The organism is Aeromonas sp. 600527 (genome assembly GCF_049175415.1).
In the GTDB taxonomy this organism is placed as follows: domain Bacteria; phylum Pseudomonadota; class Gammaproteobacteria; order Enterobacterales; family Aeromonadaceae; genus Aeromonas; species Aeromonas veronii_A.
Genome location: NZ_JAAKVA010000007.1, coordinates 35,280 through 54,313, shown reverse-complemented (window position 1 = coordinate 54,313; position 19,034 = coordinate 35,280). Strand labels below are relative to the sequence as shown.

At 59.2% G+C, this 19,034-nt stretch carries 18 protein-coding genes; 10 read left to right on the top strand and 8 right to left on the bottom strand.

What is annotated here, in order from left to right:
- Positions 1–22: 22 nt before the first annotated feature.
- Positions 23–1,060, top strand: a complete 1,038-nt coding sequence (gene ompA, locus G5154_RS10880) for a porin OmpA (protein ID WP_216979514.1) — start codon at positions 23–25, stop codon at positions 1,058–1,060.
- A 130-nt stretch (positions 1,061–1,190) separates the two neighbouring features.
- Here ompA and G5154_RS10875 read toward each other — a convergent pair whose 3' ends face one another.
- Positions 1,191–2,213: a GGDEF domain-containing protein gene (locus G5154_RS10875; protein WP_019445736.1), complete on the bottom strand. Its 1,023-nt coding sequence runs from the start codon at positions 2,211–2,213 to the stop codon at positions 1,191–1,193.
- Between the two features lie 134 nt (positions 2,214–2,347).
- On the opposite strand from G5154_RS10875, the gene rnr reads away from it, so the two are divergent.
- The 4 genes from rnr to G5154_RS10855 are packed head-to-tail and all read left to right on the top strand — an operon-like array spanning position 2,348 to position 6,580.
- Positions 2,348–4,747 (top strand): ribonuclease R, encoded by a 2,400-nt coding sequence (gene rnr, locus G5154_RS10870; RefSeq protein ID WP_421250988.1) that lies wholly within the window; start codon positions 2,348–2,350, stop codon positions 4,745–4,747.
- On the top strand, positions 4,744–5,493 hold the full coding sequence (gene rlmB, locus G5154_RS10865; protein ID WP_005343163.1) for a 23S rRNA (guanosine(2251)-2'-O)-methyltransferase RlmB: 750 nt from the start codon (positions 4,744–4,746) through the stop codon (positions 5,491–5,493). The genes rnr and rlmB overlap by 4 nt, the downstream gene beginning before the upstream one ends.
- Before the next feature lie 2 nt (positions 5,494–5,495).
- The gene (locus tag G5154_RS10860; RefSeq protein ID WP_421244388.1) at positions 5,496–6,068 is read left to right on the top strand and encodes a Crp/Fnr family transcriptional regulator; all 573 of its coding nucleotides are present in this window, start codon (positions 5,496–5,498) and stop codon (positions 6,066–6,068) included.
- Positions 6,069–6,124: 56 nt separating this feature from the next.
- Positions 6,125–6,580, top strand: a complete 456-nt coding sequence (locus G5154_RS10855; protein ID WP_139410102.1) for a GNAT family N-acetyltransferase — start codon at positions 6,125–6,127, stop codon at positions 6,578–6,580.
- Positions 6,581–6,652: 72 nt separating this feature from the next.
- Here G5154_RS10855 and srmB read toward each other — a convergent pair whose 3' ends face one another.
- Complete coding sequence (gene srmB / locus G5154_RS10850; protein ID WP_005335816.1) at positions 6,653–7,876, bottom strand: ATP-dependent RNA helicase SrmB; 1,224 nt, start codon at positions 7,874–7,876, stop codon at positions 6,653–6,655.
- Positions 7,877–7,995: 119 nt separating this feature from the next.
- Here srmB and G5154_RS10845 point away from each other — a divergent pair, with 119 nt between their 5' ends.
- The 3 genes from G5154_RS10845 (at position 7,996) to brnQ (G5154_RS10835) (ending at position 11,937) form a co-directional block, all read left to right on the top strand.
- Positions 7,996–8,706: a tRNA1(Val) (adenine(37)-N6)-methyltransferase gene (locus G5154_RS10845; RefSeq protein ID WP_421250989.1), complete on the top strand. Its 711-nt coding sequence runs from the start codon at positions 7,996–7,998 to the stop codon at positions 8,704–8,706.
- 191 nt (positions 8,707–8,897) lie between these two features.
- On the top strand, positions 8,898–10,202 hold the full coding sequence (gene brnQ, locus G5154_RS10840) for a branched-chain amino acid transport system II carrier protein (RefSeq protein ID WP_270905671.1): 1,305 nt from the start codon (positions 8,898–8,900) through the stop codon (positions 10,200–10,202).
- 457 nt (positions 10,203–10,659) lie between these two features.
- Positions 10,660–11,937 carry a branched-chain amino acid transport system II carrier protein gene (gene brnQ, locus G5154_RS10835; RefSeq protein ID WP_421251001.1) on the top strand — a complete coding sequence of 426 codons (1,278 nt, stop codon included), beginning with the start codon at positions 10,660–10,662 and terminating at the stop codon, positions 11,935–11,937.
- A gap of 73 nt (positions 11,938–12,010) precedes the next feature.
- On the opposite strand, the gene G5154_RS10830 is transcribed toward brnQ (G5154_RS10835), so the two are convergent.
- Genes G5154_RS10830 through zur form a run of 3 tightly spaced genes read right to left on the bottom strand, consistent with a single transcriptional unit; the run spans position 12,011 to position 13,155 of the window.
- A complete protein-coding gene (locus tag G5154_RS10830; RefSeq protein ID WP_157161479.1) occupies positions 12,011–12,241 on the bottom strand; it encodes a hypothetical protein in 231 nt (76 codons plus the stop codon).
- A 4-nt stretch (positions 12,242–12,245) separates the two neighbouring features.
- A complete protein-coding gene (locus tag G5154_RS10825) occupies positions 12,246–12,707 on the bottom strand; it encodes a chemotaxis protein CheX (RefSeq protein ID WP_005343179.1) in 462 nt (153 codons plus the stop codon).
- Positions 12,697–13,155, bottom strand: a complete 459-nt coding sequence (zur, locus tag G5154_RS10820; protein ID WP_005335805.1) for a zinc uptake transcriptional repressor Zur — start codon at positions 13,153–13,155, stop codon at positions 12,697–12,699. The genes G5154_RS10825 and zur overlap by 11 nt, the downstream gene beginning before the upstream one ends.
- Before the next feature lie 137 nt (positions 13,156–13,292).
- On the opposite strand from zur, the gene dusA reads away from it, so the two are divergent.
- Positions 13,293–14,279, top strand: coding sequence for a tRNA dihydrouridine(20/20a) synthase DusA (dusA, locus tag G5154_RS10815; protein ID WP_043849695.1), 987 nt, complete (start codon positions 13,293–13,295; stop codon positions 14,277–14,279).
- A 63-nt stretch (positions 14,280–14,342) separates the two neighbouring features.
- Here dusA and G5154_RS10810 read toward each other — a convergent pair whose 3' ends face one another.
- The 3 genes from G5154_RS10810 to G5154_RS10800 all read right to left on the bottom strand — a co-directional run bounded on the left by G5154_RS10810 (position 14,343) and on the right by G5154_RS10800 (position 18,061).
- Positions 14,343–15,902: a methyl-accepting chemotaxis protein gene (locus tag G5154_RS10810; protein ID WP_421250990.1), complete on the bottom strand. Its 1,560-nt coding sequence runs from the start codon at positions 15,900–15,902 to the stop codon at positions 14,343–14,345.
- A 136-nt stretch (positions 15,903–16,038) separates the two neighbouring features.
- On the bottom strand, positions 16,039–16,338 hold the full coding sequence (locus G5154_RS10805) for a hypothetical protein (protein WP_013723462.1): 300 nt from the start codon (positions 16,336–16,338) through the stop codon (positions 16,039–16,041).
- Between the two features lie 118 nt (positions 16,339–16,456).
- A complete protein-coding gene (locus G5154_RS10800; RefSeq protein WP_421250991.1) occupies positions 16,457–18,061 on the bottom strand; it encodes a peptide ABC transporter substrate-binding protein in 1,605 nt (534 codons plus the stop codon).
- A gap of 184 nt (positions 18,062–18,245) precedes the next feature.
- Between G5154_RS10800 and G5154_RS10795 the strand changes: the two genes are divergently transcribed.
- Positions 18,246–18,953, top strand: coding sequence for a ParB-like protein (locus G5154_RS10795; RefSeq protein ID WP_139461962.1), 708 nt, complete (start codon positions 18,246–18,248; stop codon positions 18,951–18,953).
- Positions 18,954–19,034 lie beyond the last annotated feature (81 nt).

Genomic DNA, 19,034 nt, shown 5'->3' with positions numbered 1-19,034 from the left:
ATAAAGTTGCAGAGGCTCAAACATGAAAAAATCATTGATTACCTTGCTGGTTACCGGCTTGCTGGCGGCCAATGCCCAGGCTGCCGGTCAAGACAACACCTGGTATGGCGGTGCCAAACTGGGTTGGTCCAACTTCTACGGCATTGATGAAAGCAATGCCCTGACCCTTGGCAATGAGACCAACGATGCCTTGGGTGCAGGCGTGTTTGGCGGTTATCAGATCAACAAGAATCTTGGACTGGAGCTGGGTTACGACTACCTGGGCAAATATAAATACGACGCAGTGAAGAGCGGTGCAGCTTTTAGCGATGAGGTGACTGCACAGCTGGCTCAACTGACCCTGAAACTGGGTTTCCCAGTTACCGATAATCTGGATCTGTATGGTCGTGTCGGTGGCGGTTATGGCTGGGCTGATACCAAGAGCGATGTCTACAAAGATGACAGCCGCTTTGTCATGGTCGGAGCACTGGGTGCCGAGTATGCATTCAACCTCGACTGGGCTGCTCGCCTGGAGTACCAGTACACCACCCCGTATGGCAGCCGCGATGATACCGGTCTGAGAATGGATAACGGCCTGCTCTCGCTGGCTGCGGTTTATCGCTTTGGTCAGGTTGCCCCTGTGGCGCCCGCCCCAGCTCCGGAACCTGCTCCTGCACCTGTGATGGTTGAGAAGCAGTTCACCCTGAGCTCCGATGTGCTGTTTGACTTCAACAAGGCGACTCTCAAGCCAGAGGCCAGTCAGGCACTTGATAGCCTCTATAGTCAGATTGAACAAGCACGACCCAAAGATGGCGTGGCAACCGTAATTGGTCACACCGACCGTATCGGTTCCGATGCCTACAACCAGAAACTCTCCGAGCAGCGTGCCCAGACCGTTGCCAACTATCTGGTTGGTAAAGGGATTCCGGCCGCCAAGATCAATGTGGAAGGGCGTGGTAAATCTTCACCGGTTACCGGCGACAGCTGCGTCAGCAAGTCCAAGCGTGAGCTGATCGTCTGCCTGGCTCCGGATCGCCGTGTTGATGTGAAAGTCGAAGGTGTCAGCGAGGTGCAGGAGTAATCCTTCACACTGAGCTGCTCTTCACTGGGGCTGGAATGAACAGCCCCTGTCGGTGCAAGAGAGACCAAAAAGCCAGTCAGTTGAGCTGACTGGCTTTTTACATTGGCATTGCGGTCGGGCAGGGGACAAATCAGGAAGGGAGCGGCATCACCCGGTTGCGCCCCAGCTCCTTGGCCTTGTAGAGCAGCTTGTCGGTACGTTCGACCAGACAGTCTGCGCTCTCCTGACCGTTGAACTCACCCACGCCAAACGAAGCTGTGATGTGGTCGATGCGGCGGCCCGATTTGCGATCCAGAATCGACATCCGCTCGATGGCGCGGCGCATGCTTTCCGCCATCTGTCTGGCCAGTGCCAGCGAGCGATGGGGAACCAGCATGGCGAACTCCTCCCCACCCAGCCGATAGGCGGTGACCCCCTCCTTGCAGGCATCGCGCAGCCGTTTGCTGAAGGCGCGCAGCACCTGATCGCCGAGCAGGTGCCCATATTCGTCGTTGAAGTTCTTGAAGCGATCGATATCGGCGAGGATCAGCGAGAAGGGGTGCTGGCTGCGGATCAATCCTTCCAGCTCCAGATCGAAGGCGCGGCGGTTGAGCAGGTTGGTGAGGGCATCCTCGTTGGCCAGTTTGCGGGTTTCGTTGAGCGCGGCACGCAGCTCCTTGATCTCTTTCTCCGCATTGCTGAGCTGGTTGCGAAAGTGCATGGTCGACATGCGTACATCCCGCGATTCGCGCACCAGCTCCCGCAGGATCCCCATGGTGTCTTCCAGGCTGAAGCCCTCGTCATCAATGCGGCTGAGCTTGTCAAAACTTTTGTCGAGCATCTCCTGAAACATGCCGGTATCGGAGATGGCGTCCTGCATGGAGTGGCCGAGCTCGTTGGCCATGGCGGCGAGGCTCAGTTTCATCGCCTCCATCTGCTTTTCGTCCTGAGCGGCCAGATATTGGTGATAGAGTCGCTCGCAGGTGGTGAGCGAGCAGGTTCCCTGCATTTTGACTGCCTGATCAATCGCCTGGTTGAGCTCGGGCATGCTGGCCGAGACATAGTTGTACCACAGGTGGTAATTGTCCGGCGTCGTGGGGATCTGGTACTTGATCATCAAAGGGACCGCCTGTTTGAGATAGGCGGCGGATTGGGCAAATGTGTCCTTACTCATGAGTTCTGTGTCTCATCATGCCAGCGAACTGAAGATAGTATGACAGAGAGATTGGCCAAAAGGCAGCCGATGGATGCCATTCGCCCCCCCCTCCGATATAATGGCACCGTTACCACCTACCCTAAGGCCTGCTTATGTCTCAAAAAGATCCTTTCCTCGAACGCGAGGCCGAAAAATACGATAACCCCATCGCCAGTCGCGAGTTGATCCTGGAACTCATCAAGGGCCATGAAAAGCCCATGTCCCGTGAAGAGTTGGCCAAGGTCCTCAAGCTGAAAGATGAAGAGCCGTTGGAAGCCTTGCGTCGTCGTCTGCGCGCCATGGAGCGTGATGGACAACTGGTATTCACTCGCAACCAATGTTATGCCCTGCCGGATCGCCTGAATCTGGTCAAAGGTTATGTAATCGGCCACAAGGATGGCTTCGGTTTTCTGCGTCCGGAAGGTGGTGGTCCGGATCTGTATCTGAACAACCGAGAGATGCAACGCCTGATGCATGGCGATTACGTGCTGGTGCAGCCGACCGAGATTGACCGCAAGGGTCGTCAGGAAGCGCGTCTGGTGCGCCTGCTCAAGTCCCGTGAGGCAGACATTGTCGGCCGTTACTTCGTCGAGAATGGCGTTGGTTTCGTGGTGCCGGATGACAGCCGTATCGGCCAGGACATCATCATCCCGGAAGGGGAAAACAAAGGGGCTCGCCAGAGCCAGGTCGTGGTTGTGCGCATCAATCAGCGCGCCACCTCCCGCATCAATGCCGTCGGCACCGTACTGGAAGTGCTGGGCGAGAACATGGCGCCGGGCATGGAGATCGAAATTGCCCTGCGTACCCACGGCATTCCGCACACCTGGCCGGAAGAGGTGACCAAAGAGGTTGCCGGTCTCGGCGAGCAGGTGCCGGAGAAAGCCAAAGAGGGCCGCATCGACCTGCGCGCCCTGCCGCTGGTGACCATCGACGGGGAAGATGCCCGCGACTTCGATGACGCCGTCTTCTGTGAAGCCAAACGCGGTGGTGGCTGGCGTCTGTGGGTTGCCATTGCAGACGTCTCCGCTTACGTGAAGCCCGGCACGGCGCTGGATGCCGAAGCGTATCAGCGCGGCAACTCCGTCTACTTCCCCGAGTTCGTGGTGCCCATGCTGCCTGAGGTGCTCTCCAACGGCCTCTGCTCGCTCAACCCGCAAGTTGACCGTCTCTGCATGGTGTGCGAGATGACCATCTCCGCCGCTGGCCGCATGTCCGGCTACAAGTTCTACGAAGCGGTAATGAACTCTCACGCCCGTCTGACCTACACCAAGGTTGCCGCGATCCTCGATGGCGATCCCAAGCTGCGCCAGCAGTATGATCCGCTGGTGGGCCATATCGAAGAGCTCAACAACCTCTACAAGGCGCTCAAGCATGCCCGCCACCAGCGTGGCGCGGTGGAGTTCGAGAGCGAGGAGACCCGCTTCATCTTCAACGCCCAGCGCAAGATCGACCGCATCGTGCCGCTGGTGCGCAACGATGCCCACAAGATCATCGAAGAGTGCATGATCCAGGCGAACGTGGCTGCTGCCCGTTACATCGAGAAGAACGAAGCCGCCGCCCTGTTCCGGGTGCACGACCGTCCGGGCGAAGAGCGTCTGACCGGTTTCCGCGATTTCCTGGCCGAACTGGGTCTGGAGCTCAAAGGCGGTCTCGAGCCCGAGCCGAAAGACTTTGCCGAGCTGGCCGCCAAGTTTGAAGGGCGCCCGGATGCGGAGCTGCTCTCCACCATGCTGCTGCGCTCCATGCGTCAGGCCATCTATCAGGCCGACAACATCGGTCACTTCGGTCTGGCGTTGAAGTCCTATGCGCACTTCACCTCGCCAATCCGTCGCTATCCCGACCTGATCCTGCACCGGGCGATCAAGTACCAGACTGCCAAGGAGCAACAGGGCAACCTGCGCCACAAGTGGACCCCGAGCGGTGGTTATCACTACCAGCTGGAAGAAGTGGACCCGATGGGCGAGCACTGCTCCATGACCGAGCGCCGTGCCGACGATGCCACTCGCGACGTGGCCGACTGGCTCAAGTGCGAGTACATGCTGGATCACGTGGGTGACGAGTTTGACGGCGTTATCGCCAGCGTCACCGGCTTTGGCTTCTTCGTGCGTCTGGCGGAGATCCACATCGATGGTCTGGTGCACGTCAGCACACTAACCAACGACTACTACCAGTTTGATCCCCTGCACATGCAGCTGATCGGCGAGAACTTCCGCCGCCGCTACCGTCTGGGTGACAAGGTGCGGGTCAAGGTGATGGGCGTGAACCTGGACGATCGCAAGATCGACTTCGTGATGGTGGAAGAGCCCCTCAAGATCACCGGCAAGAACGCCAAGCAGGCGGTGCGCAAGATGGCCGAGATCAAGAAAGAGAAGGCCAAGAGCGCCGAGCGCCACGAAAAGCGTAAAGAGAAAGATGGCAAGGAGAGCGGCAAACCCGCCAAGGGTGGCCGTGCCAAACCCAGCAACAGACGACCGGGCAAAAAAGCTCGCGATAAGGCCAAGAGCACTAAATGAGTACTGAACTGATCTACGGCATTCACGCTGTATCCGCGCTGCTGGAGCGCACCCCGGAGCGTTTCATCGAGGTATGGGCGCTGAAAGGGCGGGATGACGACCGGCTGCAACCCCTGCTGGCCGAGCTGGAGTCCCTCGGCCTCAAGGTGCAGAGCGTGAACCGCAAGACCCTTGATGACAAAGCGGAAGGCAACAATCACCAGGGTATTATGGCCCGGGTGAAAGAGGCGCCCAAGCTCGCCGAGCACGATCTGGCCAGCCTGCTGGACGAGTTGGCGGCACAACAGAGCCAGCCCTTCCTGCTGGTGCTGGATGGCGTGACCGATCCGCACAACCTCGGCGCCTGCCTGCGCAGCGCCGATGCTGCCGGGGCTCATGCTGTCATCGTGCCGCGGGACAAGGCCACGGGTCTCACCCCGATCGTGCGCAAGGTTGCCTGTGGCGCGGCCGAAGTGGTGCCGCTCATTCAGGTCACCAACCTGGCCCGCACCCTGCGCGAATTGCAGGAGCGCGGCGTCTGGATCGTCGGCACCGCTGGCGAGGCCGATCACGACCTCTATCAGGCCAAACTGACCGGCCCGATGGCGCTGGTGATGGGTGCCGAAGGTAAAGGTATGCGTCGCCTGACCCGCGAACATTGCGACGAGCTGGTGAGCATCCCGATGGCAGGGGCGGTATCCAGCCTCAACGTCTCGGTGGCGACCGGCGTCTGCCTGTTTGAAGCCGTGCGTCAGCGTCGCTGTTAATCATGCTGACTGACAGACCCCCCTTCGATTGGGCGCAGGTCGCAGATAGAGAGGAGGCCGCGCGCCTCCTCTCTTTTGCCCGCCCGCTGACCCTCAGCCCGAAAAGCTGCCTCTGGCATGCCGGCGACAGCCCGGATCTGCTGGTCAGGGTGGAGCAGGGGCTGCTGCGGGCCAAGCTGGTGCTGGAGGATGGCCGCGAGTACATCAAGGAGTTCTACTGGGAGGGGGACGAGTTTCTCGACTTCCACCACCTGCTTAGTGGCGAGCCAGCCCGCTACAGCGTGGAGGCGCTGGAACCCTGCCATCTGCAGCTGTTCAGTCTGGCCGACTTGCGCCAGCTGCCCGGCTGGCCGCGCTGGTACCAGCACCTGTTGGAGGTGCAGCTGCGCATCAAGGAGGAGAAGGAGCAGTTGCTGCTGACCGGCAGCCCGCAGGCGCGCTATCAGCACTTTCTCGACAGTTTTCCCACGCTTGATGCCAGAGTGCCCGACCACCAGATCGCCGCCTATCTTGGCATTACTCCCATCAGCCTGAGCCGCATTCGCAAACGGCTGAAAGAACTTAACAAAGGTTAATGCAGGGGGCGGGCGCCACGATTATGCTGGCAGGCCGAACTGATAAGGAGTTGCCGATGAACTGGATCCTGAAACCCTGGTCTGAACTGACCACTGACGAGTTGTATGAGTTGCTGGCGCTGCGGGCCGAGGTGTTCGTGGTGGAGCAGACTTGCCCCTTTCAGGATCTGGACGGGCTAGATCGCCGCGAGGGGGTCTGGCACCTGCTCGGGTATCAGGGTGAGCTGCTGGCGGCCTATGCGCGGATCATGGCGCCCGGCATCGGCGACGAGAGCGGCGCCGCCATCGGCCGGGTGGTGACCTCACCCAAGGCGCGCGGCGGCGGTCTCGGTCACCAGCTGATCGGTGAGGCGGTCAAGGCGTGCGAGGCGCGCTGGCCGACCCACAGCATCTGGTTGGGGGCGCAGGCCCATCTGCAAGGCTTCTACGGCCAGCACGGTTTTGTGGCGGAAGGGGAAGGCTATCTCGAAGATGATATCCCCCATATGGGAATGCGCAGAGTGGCGGCATAACCACTCGTCAGAGTGATTCAGAATGCAGAAGGGCCATCCCGCGGGATGGCCCTTCTCTTGATCGCCAGGCGATCACTTCTTCTTTTTCTTCTTGGCGGACTTCTTCTTGTCGACCGGCTTTTTCTTCTTCACCGGTACCCGCGCTTCCTTGTGTTTCGGGCGCAGCTCGTCGATCACCCGGCGCTTGAGGCGCTCTTCGGTGTAGCGTTCGATCTTGGCGACCATCGCCATGTCGTGGGCTTCTACCAGGCTGATGGCACAGCCACGGTTGCCGGCGCGGCCGGTACGACCGATACGGTGGACGTAAACATCGGCGCCGTAGGGCATGTCGTAGTTGATGACATGGCTGACGTTCGGCAGGTCGATGCCGCGGGCGGCGACGTCGGTGGCGATCAGGAAGGGTACTTCCCCTTCGTGGAACTTGCGGATCGACTCGATACGCTTGCTCTGCTCCATCTCGCCACGGATCCAGGCGCAGGAGATACCTGCCGCCTGCAGCTGGCCGGAGAGCTCCGCCAGACGCTCGCGAGTCTTGACGAAGATAATGGCCTTCTGGGTTTCCGGATCTTTCAGGATGTGGGTCAGCAGCGCCAGCTTGTGGGCGGCGTCATCGGCCAGATGGATCCACTGGGTAATGGGGCGACGTTCGCTGCGGGGAGGTTCGGCATGCAGCTCCACCGGATCCTTGAGGATCTCGTTGGCGAACTTCTCAAGGCCGGCCCCTTCCAGGGTGGCGGAGAAGAGCATGGTGTGCTTGCGGTAGCGCGCCTCTTCCACGATGCGGTTCACATCCTTGATAAAGCCCATGTCCAGCATGCGGTCCGCTTCGTCCAGCACCAGCACCTCGATGTCGTGGCTCTCGAACTCCTCTTTCTCGATGTACTCGAGCAGACGGCCCGGGGTGGCCACCACTATGTCGGTGGTCTTGGTCAGGGCAGGCAGCTGCTCTTCATGGCTGACGCCGCCGATGATGGTTTCGATGCTGAGGTTGGTATGGGCCGCCAGCGCCTTGGCGTGGGCGGTAACCTGCAGCGCCAACTCGCGGGTCGGGGTCAGGATCAGCATGCGGCAGGGGCCCGGCTTGCGGCGTGGGAAGTCCAGCAGGTGCTGGAGTGCCGGCAGCAGGAAAGAGGCGGTCTTGCCGGTACCGGTCGGAGCGGATGCCAGAATATCGCGGCCGTCCAGGGCTGGCTCCAGCACCATCTGCTGGATGGTGGTGGGGCGGGTGAATCCCATCTCGGCCAAGGCCCGGTTGAGGGCTGGGTGCAGGTCGAAATCATCAAAGGACTGGCTCATGGCAATACTCGGTCATAAAGGAAACGGCAGATTATAGGCGATTATCTCGTCGGCTCCTATTGGTGAGTGTGTCTTAGCCGCTATAATCGCCCACCATTTTTGCAGATGACGGGGGCCAGATGGGACGTAGTCGCGGATTTACCTTCAAACAGTTCCATATCAATCACGATCGCTGCGCCATGAAGGTGGGCACCGATGGCATCCTGCTCGGTGCCTGGGCGCCGGTCGAACAGGCGCACCGGGTGCTCGATATCGGCACCGGCAGCGGCCTGATCGCCCTGATGCTGGCCCAGCGCAGCAGATCTGACTGCCGTCTCGATGCGGTCGAACTGGATATTAATGCGGCCAGCCAGGCGCGGGAGAATGCGGCTGCCTCTCCCTGGGCCGATCGGGTGACCGTCATAGAGAGTGCCATTCAGGATTATCAGGCAGCCCCTTACGATCTTGTCGTCTCCAACCCTCCCTATTTCGTGGCAGGCCAGTCATTTAGCGATCCGGCGCGGGCGTTGGCCCGCCATACCGGAGCCCTCGACAGCCACGCATTACTGGCGGCCTGCGATCGTTTGCTGAGCCCGAACGGGCAGGTGGCGCTGGTGCTGCCGACGGCGATGGCCGATGAAATTTTATGCATTTCGGCGAATTATGATCTGCATGGCATTTGTTATACAGCTGTTATCACCAGAGAGGGTAAAGAGGCAAATCGTGTTTTATTGCTACTTGGCAGAGGATTAAACAGGTGTGAGAGGGGTGAAATTGTGATCCATTCTGCTGATGGGGCCTATTCCGACAGATATATCCAACTGACCACCCCCTTCTATTTGAAGATGTAAATTTCGTCTTGAACTATTTTTTCACGCCATTATGCTGGTTCCAGATCGAGCGCCCGCTCCAGACCAGCTAAAACCACTGGTTGCGATGAAAAAACATGCGGGGCTCTTTTTTTATACCCCCTGAACACACCCGGTCAGCGACCGATAAAAACTATAACAAGCAATAATTTACAAGACAGACGAGGTTGAACTTGACGAAATCACTCACATTGTCCGATGTACTCGGATTAGGGTTTATGACCTTCGCCTTCTACCTGGGCGCCGGTAACATCATTTTCCCGCCGTTGGCCGGTTACATGGCTGGTGAGCACCTCTCCCTGGCGATGTTTGGCTTCCTGGTCACTGCCGTGGGCCTGCCTCTGGTGACCATTCTGGCCGTGGCGAAAGCCGGTAACGGCTGGGCTGGCATGACCAAGCTGCTGCCTGCCGGTGTCGCGACTGCGCTGGCCGTTGCCATCTACATCATCATAGGCCCGGCCTTTGCCGCGCCCCGTACCGGTCTGGTTGCCTACGAGATGGGCCTCAAGCCGTTCATCGGTGACATGGGTCAGGTTGGTCTTGCTGCCTATACCGTGATCTTCTTTGGTGTGGCCATTCTGGTCTCCATGAACCAGGGCAAGCTGATGGACGCCATCGGCAAATACCTGACTCCGGTACTGATGCTGCTGCTGCTGACTCTGGCGGTCGGGGTATTCGTAGCACCGCAAGGCTCCATGCCTGATGCGTCCGGTGACTATCAGAACAGCCCCTTCGTCAAAGGGATCCTGGAAGGCTACAACACCATGGACACCCTGGCGTCCCTGATGTTTGGTGCTCTGATCGTCGACCTGCTGCGCCAGAAAGGCATCAACGATTACAAGAGCCAGTTCAAGTATCTGGCCATTGCCGGCCTCATCTCTGCCGTTGGTCTGAGCGTGGTGTACGTCTCCCTGTTCCAGCTGGGCAACACTGCAGCCGGTGTGGCGACCGATGTGAGCAACGGTGGCGCCATCGTCAACGCTTACGTACTGAGCCTGTTTGGTCAGCCGGGTCAGTTCATTCTGGCGGCCATCATCACTCTGGCGTGCTTTACCACTGCAGTCGGTCTGATCTCCGCCTGTTCCGATTTCTTCCACAATCTGACCGGCATGGCTTACAAGAAGCTGGTGGTGTTGCTGGGCGTTATCTGTGCCGTGGTGGCCAACGTGGGCCTGAGCCAGCTGATCAGCCTCTCCATTCCGGTGCTGGTTGCCATCTATCCGGTTGCCGTGGCGCTGGTACTGGTCACCTTCCTGAAGGGTTACTTCGGCCGTCCCCGTCTGGTGTTCCGTGGCGTGTTGATGGTTGCCTTCCTGTTCGGTTGCCTGGATGGTCTGGGTGCTGCCGGCATGAAGATGGATGCGTTCGCCTTCCTGCCGCTGTTCGACAAGGGCCTCGCCTGGCTGATGCCGACCCTGCTGGCCTGCGTAGTTGGCATGATGGTGCGTCCGACCGAGATGGCTGCCGAAGCTGCCTGATCACGCCCGATGTGATATTGCCAAGAGCAAGAGCCTGCCCCGTGCAGGCTCTTTTGTTTTCTGTGAGCTTCGTTTCTCGCCTCGCTTTACACTGCCGTAGTTGTCACCGTTCGCAGATAGCATCTGAGCAGCCGTATTTGGCCGCTATAACCTGTTCCCCCCTTCTTACCTCCCATACGCCACGTGTGACACCTGTTTATGGAACGCCGAGTTGTTCGGCGATTAATTCCGCAGCAGTAAATTGTTTCAAGATATTAATTGGTGATTGAGATCGAACTCTTCTTCTTTATGCTAAAGGTGGTGCGCCTCATCCGGTCCGAGGGCCGTGTGGGGGCGAGAGGTATTGTTACCGGTTATCTGCCAGGCAGTGGGTGCAATCAATAACAAGCTGATAAGGCAGATGAGGTTGAGTTTGACGAAATCATTGAAGTTGTCCGACGTATTCGGATTGGGGTTTATGACGTTTGCCTTCTATCTGGGGGCTGGCAATATCATTTTTCCGCCGCTGGCCGGTTTTATGGCTGGTGAGCATCTGCTGGCCGCCATGTGCGGCTTTTTGCTGACGGCAGTGGGCTTGCCGCTGATCACCCTGATTGCGGTGGCCAAGGGGAGCTCGGGGGGCGGCGCGAGTGGCTGGACCGGAATGACCCGCTATCTGCCCGCCGGGGCGGCGACGGCGCTGGCCATCGCCATCTATATCATCATGGGGCCCGCCTTTGCCCTTCCCCGCACCGGTCTGGTCGCCTACGAGATGGGGCTAAAGCCCTGGCTTGGCGATGCCGGTCATGCGGGACTGCTGATCTACACCCTGAGTTTCTTTGCGCTGGTGATCCTGGTGGCGCTCGATCGGGGCAAGCTGCTCGATGCGGTCGGCAAGTATCTGACCCCAGCCCTGATGGCGATGCTGCTTATTCTGGCGGTCGGGGTCTTTATGACGCCGCAGGGCACCATGCCTGATGCCAGCGGTGAGTACATAGATGCAGCCCTGACCAAAGGAATGCTGGAGGGGTACAACACCATGGATACCTTGGCCTCCCTGATGTTTGGTGCCCTGATCATCGGTTTGTTGCGCCAGAAGGGGATTGAGGATTATCGCAGCCAGTTCAAATATCTGACCATTGCGGGCTTGATCTCGGCGGTCGGGTTGTCGGCGGTGTATGTCTCGCTCTTTCAGCTGGGCAACAGCGCCGGTGGGGTTGCGAGCGATATCAGCAATGGCGGCGCTATCGTCAATGCCTACGTCCTGAGCCTGTTTGGCCAACCGGGTCAGTTTATTCTGGCTGCCATCATCACCCTGGCCTGTTTTACCAGTGCGGTCGGCCTGCTCTGTGCCGGTGCTGACTACTTCCATGGCCTGACAGGTTGGGCCTATCGCAACTGGGTGATGCTGCTGGGGGTGCTCTGTGCACTGGTGGCCAATGTGGGGTTGAGCGAATTGATCGGCCTCTCCATCCCGGTGCTGGTGGCCATTTATCCGGTCGCCATCGCGCTGGTGCTGCTCACCTTCCTCAAGGGGTGGTTTGCCCATCCACGGCGGGTGTTTCGCGGCGTGCTGGCGGTCGCCTTTCTGTTTGGCTGTCTGGATGGGCTGCGAGCTGCCGGTATGAAGATGGATGCGTTTGCTTTCCTGCCGCTGTTCGACAATGGCCTTGCCTGGCTGATGCCGACCCTGCTGGCTTGCGTGGTAGGGATGGTGGTTCGCCCGCCCGAGAAGCTGGCTGCCGAGGCGGCTTGATTCAGAAACAACGAGATAGCAAAGAGGCCAGCATCTGCTGGCCTCTTCTGTTTCTGCCGGATCCGTTACCGGATCAGATTTGCGGGCCTGACGGCTTGGGTTTACCCTCCAGACCATACCAGTGGGTTTCCACCCGTCCGGCATGCCACTCGAAGGTGCCCCAAGGCTGCTTGGTCTCCCAGCGCGGGAAGTTGATGAGCACCCGGTTATCTTCGTACTTGTAGAGGGAGGTGCTGATCTGAATGTCCGACAGGATCAACAGCAGGGCCCAGCAGATGAAAATCCATTTCAATGCTTTCCACATAGGGTTACTCGAAGCAGATTTCGATGGTTGCGCGACCGAAATCCGATTCGAACGGCATCATGATCTTGGTGCCATCGGCACGGTGGGTGATGGTGTGGTTGGGGCCTGAGACGATGATGGGGGTCGCCATGTCAAACTCGTAGCCCTTCTCACCCAGCATCCGCTTGGCACCGCCGGTCACCATGTTGGTGATTTCACCGACCATGTCGGTCACCTCTTCGTTGATGGAGGCGGGCGCTTCCCCCAGCATACGGCGCATGATCTCCAGCGCCAGCCCCTTCTCGAAGCTGATGGAGAGGGAGCCACGGGTCTGCGGGCCGACCATGCCGATCAGGCCGGAGACATCGCCGCGCGCCAGCTCATCCATCTTGCGTTTCGGTTTGCCCGGTTTGAGTTCCAGCTGTGCCATGGTCGAGAGCACATTGAGCAGGGATAGCAGGAACGGATTTACAAAATCAGCCTTCATGATGACTTCCTACAGTGGGCGTACAACGGGCACATTGGCCATGTGCCTCTATCGTCTTATTGGTAATAGTAAAACCATGCAAGTGGGCCTGCTCGGAAAACGCGCTATCGATCGCCGTATCGTGAAGCTCGACCACATCCCCGCACTCGTCGCAGATCAGCAACTGCATCGGGTGAGCGTGATCGAAGTGGCAGCAGAAGATAAACGCGTTGAGAGATTCCACCTTGTGAGCAAAGCCCTGTTCGAGCAAAAAATCGAGTGCCCGATAGACGGTTGGCGGCTTGGCATTGGCTTCGGTTTGTTGCAACTGGGCCAACAAATCATAGGCGCTGATGGCGTTGCCGTGTGCCGCCAGCAGGCGAAATACCTGACGCCGGGTCGGGGTGAAGCGGATCCCTCGCTGTATACAGAGTCGCTCGGCTCGTTGTAAAAGTTGGTCTTGATTCATGATCGCGCAGATACCCTTTCTATTAGCCGGATACTATCACAGGGCCTCGCATGGCGCGGCGACAAAATTCATTTTCTGGGGCTGCTTCACGTTGTGATAAAATCCGCCCCTTTCTTTAGCCAACCCGGATGATTTTTATGCAGGCGCAGCGTTTTTCCATCGCCCCCATGCTGGACTGGACTGATCGGCATTGCCGTTACTTTCACCGACTGATGAGCCGCCAGACCTTGCTCTATACCGAAATGGTGACCACCGGCGCCATCATCCACGGCAAGGGGGATTATCTGGGTTACAGCGAGCAGGAGCACCCCATTTCCCTGCAGCTGGGTGGCAGCAATCCGGCCGATCTGGCGCGCTGTGCCAAGTTGGCCGAGGAGCGCGGCTATGACGAGGTGAACATCAACGTCGGCTGCCCCTCCGATCGGGTGCAAAACGGCCGCTTTGGTGCCTGCCTGATGGGTGAACCGGCGCTGGTGGCGGACTGCGTCAAGGCGATGCGCGATGTGGTCGATATTCCGGTGACGGTGAAGACCCGTATCGGCATCGACGATCAGGACTCCTACGAATTTCTGCAGGCCTTTATCGAGCAGGTGCGCGATGCCGGTTGTGACACCTTCATCGTCCATGCCCGCAAGGCATGGCTGAGTGGCCTGAGTCCCAAGGAGAACCGCGAGATCCCGCCCCTCGATTACCCTCGCGTCTATCGGGTCAAGCAGGATTACCCGGATCTCACCATCGCCCTCAACGGCGGTGTCACCTCCATGGAGCAGACTCTGGAGCACCTGCAACACGTGGACGGTGTCATGATGGGGCGTGAAGCCTATCAGAACCCCTACATTCTGGCGCAGGTGGATAATCTGGTGTTCGGCCAGAATAACGCCGTGCCGAGCCGCCATGAAGTGGTGCGGATGATGCTGCCCTATATCGAGCAGGAGCTGGCCAAGGGCAACTATCTCTCTCACATGACTCGCCACATGCTGGGATTGTTCCAGAATATGCAGGGGGCCCGCGCCTGGCGCCGTCACCTGAGTGAGAACGCCTGCAAGCCGGGGGCGGATATTCAGGTGGTGCTGGATGCCATGGCCAAGGTGCCGGAGTTTGCCGCCAGCGAGCAGGGCGAATAACTCTCCTGTCAGGCAAAGCGAAAAAAGCGCGTCAGTTGACGCGCTTTTTTGATCGCTGTCGCTTCAATATCTGAACTGGTTGATCAGCCGCGAGAGATCCTGCAGCCGCTCTACCAGCAGGGTGATGCCATCTAGCGCCTGCCTGCTGTTGTCGGCGGTGTGGCTGGCAAGTTGGTGGATCTGGTGCACCCCTTCATCGAGGGTCGCCGTCACATCGGCCTGCTGACTCACCGCCTGGGCGATCTCGTCACTGGTGCGGGTCACCTGCCCCAACATTTGGTTTATCTGGGTGAGCACGTCGGCGGTGGTGCCCGCGTGCTGTTGGCAGCTTACCGAGGTCTGCGCCCCTTGTGTCATCCCGTCCGACAGCTGTCGTGTAGTCTGTTGCAGCGCCTGGATCATCTCGTGGATCTCGCTGGTCGAGGCACGGGTCTTCTGGGCCAGCGCCCTCACTTCATCCGCCACCACGGCAAAACCGCGCCCCTGTTCACCCGCCCGGGCGGCCTCGATGGCCGCATTGAGGGCGAGCAGGTTGGTCTGGTCGGCGATTTGACTGATCACCTCCAGAATACCGCTGATCTTCTGGCTGTCGCTGGTGAGCTGGGCCAGCACGGCGTGGTTGGCATCCAGCTCCTGATGGAGTTGGTTGACGGCAGATCGGGTGGTCGCCAATGCTTGCAGCCCCTCGTCGGAGACCTGCTGTACCTCTATGACCAGATTGCTTGCCTCATGGGCACTGTGGGCCACATCCCGAATTGAGTGGCTCAGCTCGGTGATGGCGGTCGCCAGCTGCTCGCTGTGGGCGCGCTGCTGCTGCAGATGAGTATCAATGGTCTGGATATTGCCCCGGTCATCTTCGGCTGCCTGCAGGATCTGCTGGTTGGTGTCGGCGCTGCGCCCGACCACGGCCTTGAGTTCGGCCTGCTTCATCCGCAGGGCCAGTTCGACGGCCGCCAGAGTGTCGCGCCGTCGGGTGTAGAGCACCTGACAGAGGCGGGTTCCCTTGTCTTGATCGGCAAGGGTGAGCAGATGAGCCAGCCGTTGCTGCAATCGCCAGCCGTGGATTGCCTGTGCCAACAGCAACAAGGCGGTGGGCAGCAGCCATAACAGGTTGCCGGTGGCAAAGGTAGCAAGGGTGGTGAGCAAGGCAGAAGCGGAGAGCCAGAGGGTCAGCTGACCCGGTTCAAAGTGAAAGCGGCTCAGCCAGGGAAGCGCCTTGCCGCTGCGCAGCAGGCCATAGAGCTGCTCGGCCCAGGCCACATCGCTGGCGGCGGGTTTGGTGCGCACCGACTGGAACTCGACGATCTCCTTCTGCGCATTGAGGATCGGGGTGACGTAAGCGTTTACCCAATAGAACTGACCGCTTTTGGCGCGGTTCTTGACCAGCCCCATCCAGCTTTTGCCCTGTCGCAGCCGTTGCCACATGTCGGCGAAGGCCGCCTTGGGCATGTCGGGGTGTCGCACCAGATTGTGGGGTACCCCTTCCATTTCGGCAGCATCATACCCGGCCACATCACAGAAGTGCTGGTTGGCGTAGGTAATATGACTGGCGGGATCCGTGGTCGAGATGAGTGCAATGTTGTCGGGGAAGTGTATCTCCCCCTCCTGATGGAGTCTGGTCATGTGTCGTTCCTGAAAAGCCAACTAACTGATAAATATATTTTTTATTGTCGTTCTCAGTTAATCATTCTAAGGCTCTTCAGTGCCCCGAACTTGGCTTGGGTCAATTAATCAACACAATGAATTGATGGAGTGAGGGTCAGCTGGCCGGTGTGAAATCGTGAACTTCACCCTTTCTTGGGGCGAGGCGAGGATCATCATCTTTGTACTCATGCACAAGCTGCATGGTTTTGCAGAAGCTGGCCTGCTTGTCGTACTCCTGACGAGCCAACTCGATGGCCCGTTCGGCCCGGCGCCGTTCCATCTTGTCAGACTTGCGATCGCTGAACTGTTGCTGCTGATGCAGCATCCAGCCGACAAACTCTTGCTGGCATTGGGATTCGCTGTTGGCCTGGGCAGGCAGGGTCCACAACAACGAGAGCAGTATCAAATAACGCATGTCTGACTGGATATTGAAGATTAATTGAACAGAAGGGGCGGCATTTTAGGCTGGAAATCGGGATGTGAACAGTATCAATAGCGAGGCCCCGCAGGGTCTCGCATCGTTGTGGCCGGTGTCAGTGTTTGACGAGGTAGAGTTGGCGGCTGTAGGCCACATCTTCCGGGTTGTTGATGGGGTAGCCCTTGAGCCATGGCTTGATGAGCCGGGCATTGGTGTACTGGTAGATGGGGGCAATGGGGGCTTGATCCAGCAGGATCGCTTCCGCCTCGCCAAACAGCTTGCTGCGGCTGGCGGCATCCTGAGTGCTGGCCGCCTCTGCCAGCAGCTGGTCATAACGGGCATTGGCAAAGCCTGCCATATTGCCGCTGTGACGGGAGCCCCACAGGCCAAGGAACGCAGAAGGGTCGTTGTAGTCGGCGACCCAGGAGGAGCGGATCACCTCGAACTGACCGCTCTGGCGACTGTCGAGATAGGTTTTCCACTCCTGATTGGTGAGCTCGACCTCGGCGCCCAGCTTCTGCTTCCACATGCTGGCAATCGCCAGTGCCATCTTCTTGTGAATTTCCGCGGTGTTGTAGAGCAGGGTCAGCTTGAGCGGCTTGTCCGGGCCGTAACCGGCCTCCTTGAGCAGGGCCTTGGCCTTGCTGTCCAGCTCCGGCTGGCTGCTGGTGGAGAGCAGGTTGGCAGCCGGGGTAAAGCTGGCGGTCACATCCGGAGTGAAGTGATAAGCCGGTTTCTCGCCGGTGCCGAGCACCTTGTCGGCGATCAGGGCGCGGTCAATGGTGTAGGAGAGTGCCTTGCGCACCCGCACATCGTTCAGTGGCGCCTGACGGGTATTGAAGGCGTAGTAGTAGGTGCCGAGCTGATCCGGGGTGTAGACCTCATTCGGGATCTGCTGCTTCAGCTTGTCGTACTGCTCCTTGGGGAAGGATTCGGTGATATGCAGATCGCCCGCCAGATAGCGGTTGGTGGCCGCGCTCTCCTGATTGATCGGCATGAAGATCACCTTGGTCAATACGGTATGGGCCCGATCCCAGTAATATGGGTTGGGGGTCAGCTCCAGCTTCTCGTTGACCACCCGGTTGTTCAGCACAAAGGCACCGTTGCCCACCAGTTTGCCGGGTTGGGTCCACTGGTTGCCGTACTGCTCGATGCTGGCCTGATGGAGCGGCGACAGGCTGGGGTGGCTCAGCAGGTTCAGGAAGTAGGGCACCGGTTGGGAGAGGGTCACCTTCAGGGTGTGGTCATCAAGGGCCTTGACCCCCAGTTCGCTGGCAGGCAATTTTCCAGCGACTATTTCGTCCACCTTGTCGAAACGGGCCAGCTGGGCGAACCAGGCGAAGGTGGCCGCCTCTTTCGGGTCGACCAGCTTGCGCCAGCCGTAGACGAAGTCACCGGCCTTGACCGGATCGCCGTTGGACCAGCGCGCATCCGGGCGCAGATGGAAGGTAAAGAACTGGTTGCCCTTGTTCTCCCAGCTGGCCGCCACCCCGGCAACCGGTTTGCCATCCGGCCCCTGGGTCAGCAGCCCCTCGAACAGATCCCGCAGTACCTGCAATTCCGGCAGGCCGACCAGCTTGAGTGGGCTCAGGCTTGCAGGTTCATCCTTGAGGTGGCGAACGACAATCTGCTCGGCGGCGAGTTGTGTTCCGGCGGGAATATCGGCAGCCTGGACAGCAGCACAGCCCAGCAGGGCCAGCAAGGGGGTCCATCCTTTCATGGGTCGGATCCTTCAAATAGTGTGAAGCGGGGAGAAAACTCGGCGAGAAAATATCGCCGACAGATGGGAAATCATGATATCCCGTTTGCTGGTCTGACCGCCAGCATTCGACTCTCACTCCCAATCGGGGTAGAAGAGCGTTCCCGGCGTCTGTGCAGTTCAATGTGGTGAGGAGTGTCAAACGATGAAAGCATGGTTAGTGCTGGCCTGTGTGTTGAGCCAGGGTGCCTGGGCGTTGGCCCCGTGCCAGAGCGACACGGCGGTGGGCAACTGGTGCGAGATCGGCATCGATGCCTTGCACCCGACTCAGGGGGGCGTCGGCCAGATCCAGGTCGATGAGACCCAGGCCACATTGGCTGGCATGAGCGCAAAGCAGCTCGACAAGTTGATGAAAAAGAAAGAGATCCCCGTGGTGATTGCGCCGGATGGCAGTTACTGGCTGGTGGACAGGCACCATCTCACCAAGGCGTTGTGGCAGCAGGGCGTCAAGGATGCCCGGGTCAAGGTGATTGGCCGCCTGCAGGACAAGGCTAACTTCTGGAGCCAGATGCAGAACAACCACTGGGCCTGGCTCAAGGATGAGAAGGGGCAGCCGCTGACCCCGGAGCAGTTGCCGACCAGCATCGACAAGCTGCCTGATTACCCCTATCGCACCCTCGCCGGACTGCTGCAGAACGCGGGTTACTTTCGCAAGGATAAACAGGTCTATTTCGTCGAGTTTGCCTGGGCCAGCTGGCTCGGCAAGCAGATGCAGTGGATGCCGGTGGACAGCGCCAATCTGGCGGCCCGCCTGCAACAGGCCAAACGGCTCGCCTGCGGCAGCGATGCCAAGGATCTACCCGGTTATCCCGGCAAGCAGTGCAGCCTCAACCAGTCCAAAAGCGCGCAATGAGTGGATGTGCGATGACGGCATCCAGAGCATGCCGGAGATAAAAGAGGGCGACCCCAGGGTCGCCCTTCTGCTGTCAGCTAC